Raw genomic sequence first — 15160 nt, 5'->3', positions numbered from 1 at the left:
GTCTCTCGTCGCGGGGGCTGGGTGCATCCTGCGCGATGGCGGCCAGCCGGACAAGCGCGAGAGGTAGAGAGCGGCGGCGCTTCCCGGGCTTTTCAGCGCAGGCTCCAGAAACCCAGGCGACCGAGGCTCGCCGCCAGTCGCAGACGCGACGTCTGCCAGTTGCCGAGGGCGCGGATGTGCTGGTCCTCGGCGCTGGCGTAGGCGGTCAGGGCGTTGAGCAGCTCGATCATGCTGCCGACCCCTGAGCGGTAGCGGCCCTGCACCACCTCCAGGCTTTGCCGCGACTGTTCGACCAGTTCGCGGGTGCGCGCCAGGCTGCGGGTCTCGACGCTGAGCGACTGGTAGTTGTTCCACACCTCCAGCGAAACCTGCTGCTCGGTGTCGGCCAGCTCCGCTTCGCTGGCTTCGCGGCGGGCCAGGGCGTTGCGGACCTGGTAGGTGCGTTCGAAGCCTTCGAACAACGGGATGTTCAGTTGCAGGCCGATGCTGCGGTCGCGTTCGCGGGTATCGCCGTTGAACGCCATCGCCTGGTCGCTATGGCTGCGTGCCAGGTTGGCGCTCAGCGCCAGGCTCGGCCGGCCGGCGGCGCGGCTTTCCTCCACCGAGGCGGCGGCGGCTTTCAGCCGCGCCTGGGCGGCGAGCAGCGCCGGATGCTCGCGGCGGGCTTCGGCGAGCATCTCGTCGATGGCCTTGACGAAGCCGGTGTCGGGTTGCGCCTCCAGCTCGCCGGAGAGGCGCAGCGGGGTATCCGGCGCCAGGCCCATGCGCAGGGCGATGACGCCGAGGGCGTTGCTCAGGGCGCCTTCGTCGCGGACCTGGGCGAGGCTCGCCTGGGACAGCGCGGTCTGCGCCTGCAGACGATCGGAAAGGGCGGCGGCGCCGGCCCGGTACTTGGCGTCGGCGGCTTCCAGGTTCTGCGCCGCCAGCTCCGCGACCTGCCGCGAGGCGGCCAGGCTGCGCTGGGCGGCGAGGGCGTCGTAGTAGGCCTGGGCGGCGAGGGCGAAGGTGTTCTGCAGGGTCGCGTCCTGGCTGGCGTTGGCCGCCAGCAGCAACTGCTGGGCGTTGCGCAGGGCGGCGCTGCGGCGGCCGAAGTCGAACAGCACCCAGCTCAATTGGAGGCTGGCGCCACGCCGGTGGCGATGGCCGTCGCCGGAGAGGTAGGGGGCATCGCGATAATCCATGTCGCTGTAGCCGCGACTGGCGTCGAGACGGCCGTCCAGGCGCGGCAGGTAGGCGGACTTGCCGATCCCGACCTGGGCCGCCTGGGCCTTGGCATTGGCCCAGGCGAGGCGGGTCTGTGGGTCGTGGCAGAGGATTCGCTCGATGGCTTCCTCCAGGCTCAGCTCGGTCGGTGGCGGCCCGCCGCGGCAGGGCAAACCGCTGCCGCCGAGGTCGTAGACCGCCTGGCCGGCGACCTGGCGGGCGGTGCCGAACACGTCCGGCTCGTAGGCGGCGGCGCCGGGAACCAGGCCGAGCAGGCCGCACAACAGGCCGGCGAGGGCACGCATCAGGCCTGCTCCCGCGCCGCGGCGGCCTGGCGTTCGGCCAGGCGCGCGGTGCTTTCGTCGAGGCTTACCTTGCCCTGGCCGAGGACTATCACGCGGTCCGCCGAGGCGATGGTCTCGGGCCGATGGGCGACCATGATGCGGGTGATGCGCAGCGCGCGAATGGCGGCGTTGACCCGCTGTTCGCAGTGTACGTCGAGGTGGCTGGTGGCTTCGTCGAGGAACAGGATGCGCGGCTTCTTGTACAGCGCCCGGGCCAGCATCACCCGTTGCTTCTGGCCGCCGGAGAGCACCGTGCCCATGTCGCCGACCAGGGTGTTGTAGCCCATCGGCATGGCCTGGATGTCATCGTGGATGGCAGCCATCTGCGCGCACTGCAGCAGCCAGGGCATGTCCGGTTGCGGGTCGAAGAAACTGATGTTGTCGCTGAGCGAACCGGCGAACAGCACGTCGTCCTGCAGCACCGTGCCGACCAGTTCGCGCAGGCCGTCCAGGCCCAGTTGCGCAAGGTCCAGGCCGGCCATGCGGATCTGTCCCTCCACTGGCGGGAGGATGCCCAGCAGGACGTTGAACAGGGTGCTCTTGCCGCAGCCCGAGGGGCCGACGATGGCCACCGACTCGCCGCCGGCGATGCGCAGGTCGAGGCCGTCGAGGACCCAGGGCTCCTGTTCCGCGTAGCGGTAGCGCAGGCCCTGGATCTCGATGCTCGCCTCGCGCTCGCGGAGGTTCTCCGGGAGGATGTCGCCGTGGCTGACCTCCGGGGCCTGGAGCACGATGTCGGCCAGGCGCTCGCCCTGCAACTGGAGCATGCGCAGCTCGAAGAACTTGTCGATCAGGCTGCCGACGCGGCTGTCGAACTGCGACTTGTAGGCGTTGAAGGCCATCAGGATGCCGACGCTGAACTGGCCGTCCATCACCATGGTCGCGCCGAGCCAGATCACCAGCAGGTTCTCCACGCCGAACAGCAGGCCGTTGAGCTGCTGGTAGAACAGTTGCAGCTTCTGCGTACGCAGGCCGGCGTTGATCTGTTCCACCAGCAGGCCGAGCCATACCGAGCGGCGCTCGTCCTGGCGCTGGAACAGCTTCAACGGGCGGATGCCGCGCACCGTCTCGAGGAAGTGGCTCTGCTGGCGCGCGGCGTGGACGATCTGCTCCTCGGTGGCGTTGCGCAACGGCCGGTACCAGATCCAGCGGCCGAGGGTGTAGAGGCTCATGGCGGCGATGGCGATGGCCGCCAGTGGCGGACTGTAGAGCAGCATCATGCCGAGGGTGGCGACGGTCATCAGGCCGTCCAGCACCGCCGAGAGGAAGGCCGCGGTGAGGGTCTGCTGGATGCTGTTCACCGCGCCGAAGCGCGACACCACGTCGCCCAGGTGGCGCTTCTCGAAATACTGCGCGGGCAGCCGCAGCAGGTGGCTGAAGACGTTGGCCTGCCACTGCACGCCGAGCAGGGTGCTCATGTGCATCATCACCCAGGCGCGCACCCCGCTGACCGCCTGCTGCATCAGCAGCAACAGGCCGAAGCCGATGGCCAGGGTGCTGAGCAGGTCACGGTCTTCGCTGACGATGACGTTGTCGATGGTCCATTGCAGGAAGAACGGACTGATCAGCGAGAACACTTCCAGCGCGCCGGCGAGCAGCAGCACCTGGGCCAGCGAGCGGTACAGCCCGGTGACCTTGCCGAGCATGCCCAGCAGCTTGATCCGCGGCGGCGCCTCCTGTTTCTCGAAGCCGCTCTCCGGCCAGAGTTCCAGGGCTACCCCGGTGAAGCTCCGCGAGACTTCCTCCAGGCCCAGCCGGCGCTGGCCGTGGGCGGGGTCGTGGAGCACCGCGCCGCGCCCGTCGACCGCCTTGAGCACGACGAAGTGGTTGAAGTTCCAGTGCAGCACGCAGGGCAGCTTGAGCTTGCCGAGGTCGCCGAGGTCGAGCTTCACCGCGCGGGTGCCCAGGCCGAGGCGGTGGGCGGTCTGGATCAGTTGCTTGAGGGAGATGCCCTTGAGCGATACGGAGAAGCGCCGGCGCAGTTCCATCAGGCCGGTGTGGTGGCCGTGGTAGCCGGCGATCATCGCCAGGCAGGCCAGGCCGCATTCGGTGGCTTCGGTCTGCAGCACCAGCGGCAGGCGGCGGCCCAGGCGCAGGGCGAGAGCGTCGAGAAAGGCCATGGGTCGTTCCTAGAGTTTGCCGGTCAGGCTGTAGAGCGGTTCCAGCACCCATTCGTAGAGGCGCCGGGTGTCCTGGAGGATGTCGGCGTCCAGCAGCATGCCGCTCTGCAGCGGACGCGGCTGGCCGTAGGCGGTCACCGCCTGGTCGTCGAGGGTTACCCGCAGCCGGTACAGCTGCTCGCCATCCTGGCCGAGCCCCGGTACGCCGCCGACCATGCTGGAAAGCTCGGCATAGGAGACGCTGGCGCGGGAGATCGACTGCACCTTGCCGTGGTACTGGCCGAACTTCTGGTACGGATAGGCCTGGTAGCGGATCAGCACCGCGTCGCCCGGCCGGATGAAACCGATGGACTTGCTCGGCGCGTAGAGTTCGGCCTGCAACGGGGTGTCGGCGGGAACGATGCTCAGCAGCGGACGCGAGCTGTCGACGGTCTGCCCGGCTTCGGCGAGCACGGCGGTGGCGATGCCGCTCTCCGGCGCGGTGACCAGCAAGGTGCGCTTGGCTTCGCTTTCGGCCAGGTCCTGCTCCACCGCGCTGAGCTGGCGGCGGGTTTCCGCGAGCTGGTTGGCCTGGCGCGCGGAAAGCCCGGCGAGTTCGTTGCGGCGCTCGGTCAACTGCTGCCGCAGCGACGTGCGTTCGCGCTCCAGGCCTTGCAGGGTCTGGCGCTGGCCGAGCAGCTCGGCCTGGCGCTGCTGCAACTGGTCCATGGAGATGTAGCCCTTGTCCATCAGCCCCTGGTAGCGCGCGGCGGCGTCGCTGGCCAGCGCCAGCAGGCGTCGCTGGCTGTCGGTCTGGGCGGCGAGGGTGGTGAGTTCGCGCTGCAGGCTGGCGACCTTGCTGGTCAGGCTGTCGCGCTCGTCGTCTTGCAGGCGGCGAAGCTTTTCCAGTTCGTCGCGCAGGGAGTCGCGGCGTTGTTCCAGGCGCCTGCTGATGCCGGCCTGCACCGGCCCGGCATCGCTGCCGTAGCGTTCGCTGGAAAGCACCATCAGGCGCTCGCCGCGTCGTACCGCCTGGCCTTCCTGGACGAACTTGCGCAGCACGATGCCGGCCTGCGGCGCGTGCACCTTGACCTGGCCGCTGGCGGGCACCAATTGGCCGCTGACGGTGCTGCGCTTGGTGTAGCTGCCGAACAGGAAGAAGCCCACCACCAGCAGCGCCATCGCCGCGGCCAGCAGGGTGAGAAAAGTGAAGGAGACCGGGCGGATCAGCACGATCTCGCCCAGGCCGCCGGCATGCTGGGCGTCGAGGGCTTCCTGGCGAAACATGGTGGCTGGATCCTGGATTCGAATAATACTTGCATGACACTCCGACACCCTTGCGAAAGTTCAAACGCATGAAGTGCCGGAGTGCGACTTTTCTAATTAGATGGTGGTGCGGCCTACATCACCGGGACCGAAGTTTTCCCGGTATTGGCCCAAGTAACCGACAGCCGTCTCTGCATTGGTGAAGAGACCGACCGTGCCCCCGGCAATAGCGCCCATTGCGGTTGGCACGATCAGGCCGACCAACTGGGAAAGAGCGCCGAAGCCGAAGCCGCCGGCACCGCCCCATTTCCCGCCGATTGCCATGCCCGTCGCGGCGCCGTCGACGGCGCCTACGATCATGCCGGAAAGAGTTCCACCCGAAACGCAGGTGACTTCAATGTCATTGAGTTCTTTCATTTCATATATCTCCTTTAGGCTTCCCGTGAGTCTGGAAAGCCATTCGATGGTACTAATCCGAAAGAGTGGGATGAACTGCCAGGATTAGCGGTTTTTCATGGGCTCGATAATTCGTTTGACAATGAGTTTCAATATTCGGCGGATGAAGGTTTGCCACTCCGGGTAAACTTTGCGAATGATTAAGGCCGGTTCGTGCGACACCTCGATAAGACCTGTTGAACAAGTCAACGCCGTATCGAGGGCTCATTCATATCGGCTCCGGCCAACCGCTCTTCGTCCGAGTCAGTACGGCCTCGCATAGCGGCATTTCATGGCATCAGCCGGTCGAGCAGCGGCGAGCTGAACAGCCGATGCGGATCGGCTTCGTTCAACTGGCGCACCGCGCTGTCCCAATCGTTGTCTGCGACCAGGCCCTGGCGTAGCGACTGCGCCACCAACTGGTCGACCACCGTCGGCTCGTCCCAGGCGGCGGCGGGGCTGTAGCCCCAGCCCTTGCTCCACTCCACCCGCAGCGAGGCGTAGTCGCCGCTGAAGTGGTCGAACAGCCAGGCCTCGAACTCGTGGTAGAAGGCATTGGCCTGCGGGGTACCGGGCAGGCTGAGGATGTCCAGCCAGATCGCCGTGTCCCACTCCGGTTGGTCGGGGCGCGGACGGATCGCCGACAGGCTGGGCACCTGGGCGCCGGGAACGATCGACTCGCCGGGCTGGTCGAGCCCGCTGACGCGAATCTCCACCGGGCCGTTCATGGGGTAGTGGCCGTTGGCGCGGTAGGCGGCGACCATCGTCTGGTACTGCAGGTAGAACTCGTTGATCACCCGCTGCACGTCGCGACGCCGGGTCAGCACCGCGTAGCCGTTGGCGGTGACGCGAAGGGTGCTGGGCTTGATGTACAGCAGCAGGTCCTTGCTCCAGCCCCACAGGTCGTAGCCCAGGGTCAGCGCCATGCCGCCCACTACCAGGTCGTACTGCAGCTTGCCGAGCAGCGGGGTGAGTTCCGGGTGGCCGGTGTTGATCGCCGCCAGCAGGTCGGACAGCGCCTTGGGAATGTTGTCGGAGAAGGGGTAGTTGAACGGGCCGTTGACCGCGCGGGCGCCGAACGGGCAGCGCGGGGTCGGCGTCCAGACCTTCAGCCAGGGCTTGTCGGTGAAGGGGAACCAGATGGCCTCGGCGCGTCCGCTTTTCTGCAGGAAGCTGTCGAAGGTCCTTCCGCCGCTGCCGGCTGCGGCGAACATCTCGCTCGCCGGGATGTTCACGTAACTCTGGCAGCGCATGCGCTTGTTGACCCCGGCCTGGAGGGTCGCCTCGACAATGAAGGCGCGTCCGAGGTGGACGAGGAACGGCGCGCAGGCCGGATCGTCGCGGCGGAAGGTCTTCAGCACGTATTGTCCGGCGGCGCCGTCCCAGACCACCGCGGTCAGCGCCACGATGCTGTTGCTCAGGGAGCCGTAGCTCTGCCCCGGCAGGCGGCTTTCGCCCTGCGCCGGGATGCCGGTGCCGTGGCCGTCGATGGCGAGCACCCCGCCGAGGGTCAGGTCGCCCGGCGCCGGCGTGGCGACGAAGCCGAGCTTGACCCGCTCCAGCTGTTTCAGCAGGGCTTCCATGGTGACGCCGGTCTGCGCGCTGAACAGGCCGAACTCGCCCTGGGCGTCGATCCGTACGCGGGTCAGGTAACGGCTGGTTTCCACCAGCACGATGCGGCTCTCGCAGTTCTCGCCGCCTTTCAGCAGCAGCGGGGACCAGTTGTGACCCATGCCGCGCGGGCGCACCTTGAAGCCGTTCTGCCAGGCCCAGTTGACCACCGCGAGAACCTCTTCGTTAGTGCGCGGGGCGCAGCTCCAGAGGTCGTCGGCGGCGATTTCCCCCGACCAGTTGCGGAACGCCCGCCGATAAAGTTCGAGGCCGGCCGGAAAGCCTGCCGGCGCCGGACAACTGCTGGCGGCGGCTTCGGCGGGCTGGATGACGAAGGCCGGGGTCCAGCCGGCCACCAGGCCGACCGCGCCGAGCGTGGCACTCTTGCCGAGGAAGCTGCGGCGCGACAGGCCGCCGGATTCCTGGTCGGGATCGCCGACGAAGGCGTCGGCGTGCTGGATGAGGTCGTGCATGGCGGTTCTCCTGATCGGGGCGCTGGTCGCCCCTTCCCGGTTGCCGGGTCCTAGGTCGCCGCCGGGGGCGTCCGGGTCTCCGGCGACGGTGGAGGCCCGCTCCGCGACGGGAGCGGGCCGAGGTCCTGGGATCAGGTCCACTCGGTGTCGTAGTGGTAATCGATGCGGCTGGTGTCGCCGCCGAGCAGGCCGCCGACCGCGGCGACGCCCTTGAACACGCCGTAGCCGAGGGTGTCGGCCAGTTGATGGATGGGGGTCAGGCCGACGGCGTTGAACACCTTGCCGACCGAAGAGATGACCGACGTGTTGAGCAGGTCGTTGGACACCTTGACCACATCGACGATGGCATCGCCGACGAAGCTGAAGAGTCCGGCGCCCGATACCTGGTCGATTTCATCGAAGCTCAGTTCCTGAAGTGTGGCGAGTTGCATGGCGCTATTCCTTCATCAATCAAGTTTTGAGCGATAGCCGGCCCTCTCGCATAAACATCGGTTTGCGAAGATAGAGTGACTATCGGTTGCCAGCCGCTCTGGAAAAGTACTTTGCCGGCTGGTCGCTGAAAATTACTGATCTGCCGGCGAGAGTGTCAATCTGGGAAGTTGATAGGGTGAACCTGGAATATCCATGCTAGGCAAATGACGCCGATATTCTGTCAGTGGAATTGGTCGATGTTTTTTCGAATGCCGCGATAAGCATCTGGATATTGCTGATCCATTGATATTCGTGGGTACTGGGAAGCGGTTCGCTATTTTTACGAGATGATGCGCCAATCCAGAAAAGTATCGAATTATTGCTTTCGGAAAAAATTCAACTGCCTTGCTGATAGGTTTCTTCCGGTCGAGTTATTGAGGTCCATGTCCGGTCTTGCGTTGTTTTTCAAAGTAGAGAAACCGGCGTCATAAATTTGTGCGGATAACTGGCGGGCAAACTTTCCCAGGCTGCGCTTCTGTTGCGGGGAAGTGCTTCGGTTCGTGTCGAGGCGCTTTCCAGTCTTGACAGCCCGGCACAGGCGCGTAGAGTGCCGCGCATGAATCGTGCAGCCCTGACCTTCAAGCGCTATTACGCCTATCTGCTCCCTCATTGAGGCGGTAGATGCGTCGCTGCATTCCCGAACCGCCCGAGGCGGCGGTCCGGTGAACTCCCTCCCAACCTGTCTCCTCGGGCATCCACCGTGCCAAAGGAGATACCCGTGTCCGTCCCGACCCATCAGCAAGACCTGATCGCCCTGCTCGAAGAGCGTGGCTTCGTCCACCAGTGCACCGACCGCGACGGCCTCGCCGCGCACCTGGCCGCCGGTCCGGCAACCGCCTACCTGGGCTTCGACGCCACCGCCGACAGCCTGCACGTCGGCCACCTACAGGGCCTGATGCTGATGCGCTGGCTACAGAAGGCCGGGCACCGCCCGTTGCTGCTGATCGGTGGCGCGACCACCCGGATCGGCGATCCGAGCTTCCGCGATTCGAGCCGGCCGATCCTCACCGAGGCGCAGATCCAGGCCAATATCGACGGCATCGCCCGGGTTTTCTCGCGCTACGTCGAACTGCACGACGACAGCCTGGTGAACAACGCCGAATGGCTGGACGGCGTCGGCTACCTGGAGTTCCTCGACCGGGTCGGCCGGCACTTCTCGATCAACCGCCTGCTGACCTTCGATGCCATCAGGCAGCGCCTGGACCGCGAGCATTCGCTGTCGTTCCTCGAGTTCGGCTACACCCTGCTGCAGGCCTACGATTTCGTCGAACTGTCGCGCCGGCGCGGCTGCACCCTGCAACTCGGCGGCGCCGACCAGTGGGCGAACATCATCAACGGCGTGGAGCTGTCGCGACGCCAGGGCGGCGCCCAGCTGTTCGGCCTGACCATGCCGCTGCTGGCCACCAGTGACGGGCGCAAGATGGGCAAGTCGGCGCAGGGTGCGGTATGGCTCAACGCCGAGCGCCTGGCGCCGTTCGACTTCTGGCAGTTCTGGCGCAACTGCGATGATCGCGACGTCGGTCGCTTCCTCGCCCTGTTCAGCGAACTGCCGATGGATGAGGTGCGCCGCCTGGGCGCCTTGCAGGGCGCCGAGCTGAACGAAGCGAAGGTGGTCCTGGCCAATGCCGCCACCGCCCTGGCGCACGGCGAGCACGCCGCGCGATCCGCCGCCGATGCCGCGCGCGGGGTGTTCGCCGACGGTACGCGGGACAGCGGCCTGCCGGTGATGAAGCTATCCCGCGCGCGCCTGGCGCAGGGACTGTCGCTGACCGACCTGCTGCTGGAACACGCGATCCAGCCCTCCCGCAGCGCGGTCCGCCGCCTCGCCGCCGGCGGCGGCCTGCGCCTGGACGGCACGCCGGTCAGCGATCCGGACGCGCCGCTGGCGGGTGAGGTCGACGGGCTGCGCCTGAGCCTGGGCAAGAAGCAGCATTTGCAACTGCGACTCGAGGATTGAGGTGCCTGCGGCCCCAAGGGGCCGCGCTTCACCAGAGCTTTAGCGTGTAATTGACGATGAAGCGGTTCTCGTCCAGGTCCGCACCGTAGCGGCTGCGGTAGGTGATGTTGCGCCATTTCAAGGCGACGCTCTTCAGCGGTCCGCTCTGGATCACGTAGGACAGGTCGGTGTTGCGCTCCCATTCGCTGTCGTCGGCACGGCCGGCGCCGCGGTCGATGTCGCGGCCCTGTACATAGCGGGTCATGAGGTTCAGGCCGGGCAGGCCGAGGCCGGCGAAGTCGTAGTCGTAGCGCAGTTGCCAGGATTTCTCCTGCGGTCGGGTGAAGGTCTGGTAGGCCATGAGGTTGGCCACGTAGGGCGTGGTGTAGCCGTTGAGCACCGGAAAGGCGTCGTTGCCGATCATCTTCTGGACACCGATGCCGAAGGCGTGGGCGCCGGCGCGCAGGGTGAGCATGGCGTTGAGGTTGCGATTGTCCACCGGCCCGGAGATCGCCGCGCCGTCTTCGCCGCTGTCGAAGTAGCGCAGGTCGCTGCGCAGCGACAGCCCTTCGCCCAGCGGCAGGGTGTGCAGCAGGCCGAGATAGTGCTGCCGGTAGATGTCCTTGAGCTGGCCGTAGTAATAGCTGGCGCTGAGCCGAGGGGTGAAGGCGTAGGTCGCGCCGGCGAGATTGAACTCGTCGCTGGCGTGGGCCTTGTCGCGGCCCATGATGTACATGTCGTCGCTGCCGGCCGACTCGCGAGTGCGCGACTTCCACAATTGCCCCGCGGTGAGGGTGAGACCCTCGATCTCGCTGGAGGTCAGCAGCGCGCCGTCGAAGGTCTGCGGCAACAGGCGCACGTCGTCGCGGAACGCCACCGGCAGTTGCGGCATGAGGATGCCGACCTGTAGCTGGGTCTGCGAATAGCGCAGCTTGGCGGTCAGGCCGAGGTGACTGTAGTCGTCCACCGGCTCCTTCGAATTCGCTCCGAACGGCAGCGTGCCATCGTTGCTACGCCCGCGTCCCGAGTCGAGCTTGACGCCGAGCAGCCCGGTAGCGTCCAGGCCGAAGCCGAGCGGGCCGCCGGTGAAACCGGATTGCAGGCGCAGGACGAAGCCCTGCGACCAGTTGCCGGCCTGCGATTGGGGCGCATCGTGCTGGCGGTAGTCGCGCAACTGGTAGAAGTTGCGGAGGTCGAGGTGGGCGCTGCTGTCCGCGAGGAATTCCGCTTGCGCGGCGAGGGGCAGGAGGCCGAGGCCAAGCGCATAGCTGCGCCAGGCGCACGGGCGGGGGCATGCCGTGATCATCGATTCTTCCCTTGGTTGTTGTTCTTGTAGGTATGGGTGACGCCGATTGCACGGTGAGTTTTAGCATATTGTTAACTTGTTAATGAAGTGTTGGCGATCCTCCCGGAAGCTTCGCTAGCCTCTGCCCCTTTCCATGCTCATCGAGCATTGACGGTAAGGCGCTGGAGAGCGAAGCCAGCCTGGAATCTTTCGCCTTCTGCGCATTTGGTTAATCTGTTAACGTTGTCGGCCCGCGAAAGGAGCCAGGCCCGCGCGCTGCCAGGGTGAACGAGGTCGCGGCGCGAGGATTTCCCGGACGGCGAACTTGCATCCGCGTGCACGGCGGTGTCGTCTGGACCGAAAGGCGAAGAAGAGGAGGGCGAGCGTGCCTGCGAGTGCATCGAAGATTCAGGTCGGAAGCGGCGAACGACGCCTGTTGCTGCTGTTGTCGGCGCTGGTGGCGTTCGGCCCGCTGTCGATCGACATGTACCTGCCGAGCCTGCCGGCGATCGCCGCCGATCTCGGCGCCAGCGATGCCCAGGTGCAGCGGAGCATCAGCGGCTTCCTGGTCGGCTTCTGCGTCGGCATGCTGTTCTACGGCCCCTTGTCCGACCGTTTCGGCCGGCGCCCGGTGCTGCTGGCCGGTATCGCCTTGTACCTGTTCAGCAGTCTGGCCTGCGCGCTGGCCGACAGCGCGGGGCAACTGGTCCTGCTGAGGGTGCTCCAGGCCCTCGGCGGCGGCGCCGCGTCGGTGCTGGCGCGGGCCATGGTGCGTGACCTCTATCCGTTGGGCGAGGCCGCCCGGATGCTGGCATTGATGCACATGGTGACCATGCTGGCACCGCTGGCCGCGCCGCTGCTCGGCGGCTACCTGATGCTCTGGGCCGGCTGGCGCGCGTTGTTCGTGGTCCTGGCGCTGTTCGCCGGGCTCTGCCTGCTGGCGGTCTGGCGGGTCGCCGAAAGCCACCCGCCGGAGCGCCGCGGCGGCAGCCTGGCCCAGGCCTTTCTCGCCTATGGGCGGCTGCTCGGCGACCGTCGCGCGCTGGGCTACGTGCTGTGCATGGGGCTGGCGTTCGCCGGGATGTTCGCCTACATCAGCGCCGCGCCCTTCGTGTTCATCGAGCATTTCGGCGTGCGCGCGGAGCGCTTCGGCTGGTTCTTCGGCCTGAACATCCTCGGCGTGATGCTCGCCACCTGGTGCAGCGCGCGCCTGGTGCGCCGCCACGGTCCGCGGCCGCTGCTGCGGGCCGGCAGCCTGCTGGCCTGCGTGTCCGGGCTGTTCCTCCTCGGCTATGCGGCGCTCGGCGAGCGGGGCGGGTTGTGGGCGCTGGTGCCCGGCCTGCTGTGCTTCGTCAGCGTCACCGGCCTGCTCGGCGCCAACTGCATCGCCAGCCTGCTGGCGTTGTATCCCGGACAGGCCGGGGCGGCTTCGGCGGTGGCGGTGTCCGGGCAGTTCGGCCTCGGCTGCCTGGCCAGCCTGGCGGTCGGCTGGCTGGCGCTGCCCGGCGTGCTGCCGATGGCGCTGGTGATGGCCGTCTGCGGCGTCGGCAGCCTGCTCGCGCTGGGCTTGGCCCTGCACGGCGGAAACCGTTGATTTCCTTCTGCATACCCGCATGCAGCCTGTGTTTTTTCCGCTACTCTTCTGCACTTTCGAAACCAGTCATCCAAGCTCGGACCCTATGTCAACGCCAAGACCCTCCCTGACCCTGACCCTGTTGCAGGCTCGCGAAGCCGCGATGAGTTTCTTCCGCCCCTCCCTCAACCAGCACGGTCTCACCGAGCAGCAGTGGCGGGTGATCCGCATCCTGCGCCAGCAGGGCGAGATGGAGAGCTACCAGTTGGCCAACCAGGCCTGCATCCTGCGCCCGAGCATGACCGGCGTGCTGGCGCGCCTGGAGCGCGACGGCATCGTCCGGCGCTGGAAGGCGCCCAAGGACCAGCGGCGGGTCTACGTGAACCTGACGGAAAAGGGCCATCAGTGCTTCGTCTCCATGAGCGGCGACATGGAGAAGAACTACCAGCGCATCCAGGAGCGGTTCGGCGAGGAAAAGCTCGCGCAGTTGCTGGAACTGCTCAACGAGCTGAAGAAGATAAAGCCCTGAAGCGACTGGCCGGCGTCATGCCGGCCAATTCTTGTCCCAGTGCCGGCAGTCGCCCTGGCAGCGACCGGGACAGCCGCAGCCGGTGCGGCTCCTGCCGGTTTCCCGCTCGACCCGGCGGGCCACCTCCTCGTCGTCGGCGAACGGCAGCATGCTCGCCTGGTCCAGGGTCTTGGCGTGGCGCAGGCTCCAATGCACGCCGAAGAACAGCACGGCGACCGCCAGCAGCTCCAGCAGGATCTCGCTCCAGCTGAATTCCATGATGATTCTCCTCGTCGGCTGTCGAGCCTTGCCCGCAGCGTGGCGGGCGAGGCTCGGGAAGGGAAGGGACGCGCTGTCGCGGCTCAGGCCATGCGGGCCGCCGCGAGGATTCCTTCCGGGCGCGCCTGGCGTACCGTGCGCCAGGTGTTGTAGCTCATCAGCAGCATGCCGGTGAGGAAGAACCCGCCACCGACCAGGCGCACGATGAAGCCCGGATGGCTGGCCACCAGCGACTCGACGAAGGAGTAGGTCAGCGTGCCGTCCTCGTTGACCGCGCGCCACATCAGGCCCTGGGTAATGCCGTTGACCCACAGCGAGGCGATGTACAGCACGGTGCCGATGGTGGCCAGCCAGAAGTGCGCATTGATCAGGCCGACGCTGTGCATCTTCTCGACCCCGTAGACCTTGGGAATCAGGTGGTAGAGCGAGCCGATGGTGATCATCGCGACCCAGCCGAGGGCGCCGGCGTGGACGTGGCCGATGGTCCAGTCGGTGTAGTGGGAGAGGGCGTTGACGGTCTTGATCGCCATCATCGGGCCTTCGAAGGTGGACATGCCGTAGAACGCCAGGGACACCACCAGGAAGCGCAGTATCGGGTCGTCGCGCAGCTTATGCCAGGCCCCGGAGAGGGTCATCATGCCGTTGATCATGCCGCCCCAGCTCGGCGCCAGGAGGATCAGCGACATCACCATGCCCAGCGACTGCGCCCAGTCCGGCAGCGCGGTGTAGTGCAGGTGGTGCGGGCCGGCCCAGATGTACAGGGTGATCAGCGCCCAGAAGTGGACGATGGACAGCCGGTAGGAGTAGACCGGGCGCCCGGCTTGCTTGGGCACGAAGTAGTACATCATGCCGAGGAAGCCGGTGGTCAGGAAGAAGCCTACGGCGTTGTGCCCGTACCACCACTGGACCATGGCATCGGTGGCGCCGGAGTACATCGAGTAGGACTTGAACCAGCTCACCGGCAGCGACATGTGGTTGACGATGTGCAGCATCGCGGTGGTCAGGATGAACGAGCCGAAGAACCAGTTGCCGACATAGATGTGCTTGACCTTGCGCTTGATCAGGGTGCCGAAGAACACCACCGCGTAGGCGACCCAGACGATCGCCAGCCAGATCGCGCCGGTGAACTCGATCTCGGCGTATTCCTTGGTGGTGGTGTTGCCCAGCGGCAGGCTGACCAGCAGGATCACCGCCACCGCCTGCCAGCCCCAGAAGGTGAAGGCGGCCAGGGTGTCGGAGAACAGTCGCACCTGGCAGGTACGCTGCACCGTGTAGTAGCTGGTGGCGAACAGCGCGCAGCCGCCGAAGGCGAAGATCACCAGGTTGGTATGCAGCGGCCGCAGGCGGCCGAAGCTGGTCCAGGGCAGGTCGAAGTTCATCTGGGGCCAGACCAGTTGCGAGGCGATCAGTACGCCCAACCCCATGCCGATCACGCCCCATACCACGGTCATGATGGCGAACTGGCGAACCACCTTGTAGTTGTAGGCAGGTTCCGTCGTTGCTTTGTTCATCTGTACAGTCCCGAAAGAAATGAACAGCCGGCGACCGCCGTCGAGGGGGGAGACGGGGCGCCGGCCGGAGCCTGCAATCTAAGGGCTGGGGCGGGGGTAAAACAGCTTCAGGTCGATATGGAATTTGGGTATCAGATGGGGCGGGGGAAGGCGTTCGTGCAGGGCG

Annotated in this window: 12 protein-coding genes; 3 read left to right on the top strand and 9 right to left on the bottom strand. The window is 66.5% G+C overall.

Annotation, left to right across the window (positions count from 1 at the left end):
* Window positions 1-92: 92 nt before the first annotated feature.
* From JHD77_RS23600 to JHD77_RS23575, 6 genes are all read right to left on the bottom strand, one after another.
* Entirely contained in the window at window positions 93-1508 is a 1416-nt protein-coding gene (locus JHD77_RS23600; protein WP_031756874.1) for a TolC family protein, read from the bottom strand.
* Window positions 1508-3667: a peptidase domain-containing ABC transporter gene (locus tag JHD77_RS23595; protein WP_023083974.1), complete on the bottom strand. Its 2160-nt coding sequence runs from the start codon at window positions 3665-3667 to the stop codon at window positions 1508-1510. The genes JHD77_RS23600 and JHD77_RS23595 overlap by 1 nt, the downstream gene beginning before the upstream one ends.
* A 9-nt stretch (window positions 3668-3676) precedes the next feature.
* Window positions 3677-4933, bottom strand: coding sequence for an HlyD family secretion protein (locus JHD77_RS23590; protein WP_004351723.1), 1257 nt, complete (start codon window positions 4931-4933; stop codon window positions 3677-3679).
* 96 nt (window positions 4934-5029) lie between these two features.
* Complete coding sequence (locus JHD77_RS23585) at window positions 5030-5329, bottom strand: DUF5862 family protein (protein ID WP_003093484.1); 300 nt, start codon at window positions 5327-5329, stop codon at window positions 5030-5032.
* A 308-nt stretch (window positions 5330-5637) separates the two neighbouring features.
* Window positions 5638-7431, bottom strand: coding sequence for a cholesterol oxidase substrate-binding domain-containing protein (locus JHD77_RS23580; RefSeq protein WP_003113002.1), 1794 nt, complete (start codon window positions 7429-7431; stop codon window positions 5638-5640).
* 131 nt (window positions 7432-7562) lie between these two features.
* On the bottom strand, window positions 7563-7862 hold the full coding sequence (locus tag JHD77_RS23575) for a hypothetical protein (RefSeq protein WP_003093477.1): 300 nt from the start codon (window positions 7860-7862) through the stop codon (window positions 7563-7565).
* Between the two features lie 758 nt (window positions 7863-8620).
* On the opposite strand from JHD77_RS23575, the gene tyrS reads away from it, so the two are divergent.
* The gene (tyrS, locus tag JHD77_RS23570; RefSeq protein WP_009877078.1) at window positions 8621-9859 is read left to right on the top strand and encodes a tyrosine--tRNA ligase; all 1239 of its coding nucleotides are present in this window, start codon (window positions 8621-8623) and stop codon (window positions 9857-9859) included.
* Window positions 9860-9887: 28 nt separating this feature from the next.
* Here the strand turns inward: tyrS and JHD77_RS23565 are convergent, their stop codons facing one another.
* Entirely contained in the window at window positions 9888-11144 is a 1257-nt protein-coding gene (locus JHD77_RS23565) for an OprD family porin (protein ID WP_003105682.1), read from the bottom strand.
* A 364-nt stretch (window positions 11145-11508) separates the two neighbouring features.
* Here JHD77_RS23565 and JHD77_RS23560 point away from each other — a divergent pair, with 364 nt between their 5' ends.
* Together JHD77_RS23560 and hpaR are read left to right on the top strand one after the other, a co-directional pair.
* Complete coding sequence (locus JHD77_RS23560) at window positions 11509-12717, top strand: Bcr/CflA family multidrug efflux MFS transporter (protein ID WP_023085635.1); 1209 nt, start codon at window positions 11509-11511, stop codon at window positions 12715-12717.
* An 85-nt stretch (window positions 12718-12802) separates the two neighbouring features.
* Window positions 12803-13225 (top strand): homoprotocatechuate degradation operon regulator HpaR, encoded by a 423-nt coding sequence (gene hpaR / locus JHD77_RS23555; RefSeq protein ID WP_031756871.1) that lies wholly within the window; start codon window positions 12803-12805, stop codon window positions 13223-13225.
* A gap of 15 nt (window positions 13226-13240) precedes the next feature.
* On the opposite strand, the gene JHD77_RS23550 is transcribed toward hpaR, so the two are convergent.
* Together JHD77_RS23550 and ccoN are read right to left on the bottom strand one after the other, a co-directional pair.
* Window positions 13241-13483, bottom strand: a complete 243-nt coding sequence (locus JHD77_RS23550) for a hypothetical protein (RefSeq protein ID WP_003093468.1) — start codon at window positions 13481-13483, stop codon at window positions 13241-13243.
* Between the two features lie 83 nt (window positions 13484-13566).
* Window positions 13567-14994, bottom strand: coding sequence for a cytochrome-c oxidase, cbb3-type subunit I (gene ccoN, locus JHD77_RS23545; protein WP_003093467.1), 1428 nt, complete (start codon window positions 14992-14994; stop codon window positions 13567-13569).
* Between the last annotated feature and the right edge of the window lie 166 nt (window positions 14995-15160).

The organism is Pseudomonas sp. P20 (assembly GCF_016463925.1).
Lineage (GTDB): Bacteria > Pseudomonadota > Gammaproteobacteria > Pseudomonadales > Pseudomonadaceae > Pseudomonas > Pseudomonas aeruginosa.
The sequence above is the reverse complement of the archived record's forward strand: the minus strand, read 5'-3'. Positions and strand labels throughout refer to the sequence as shown.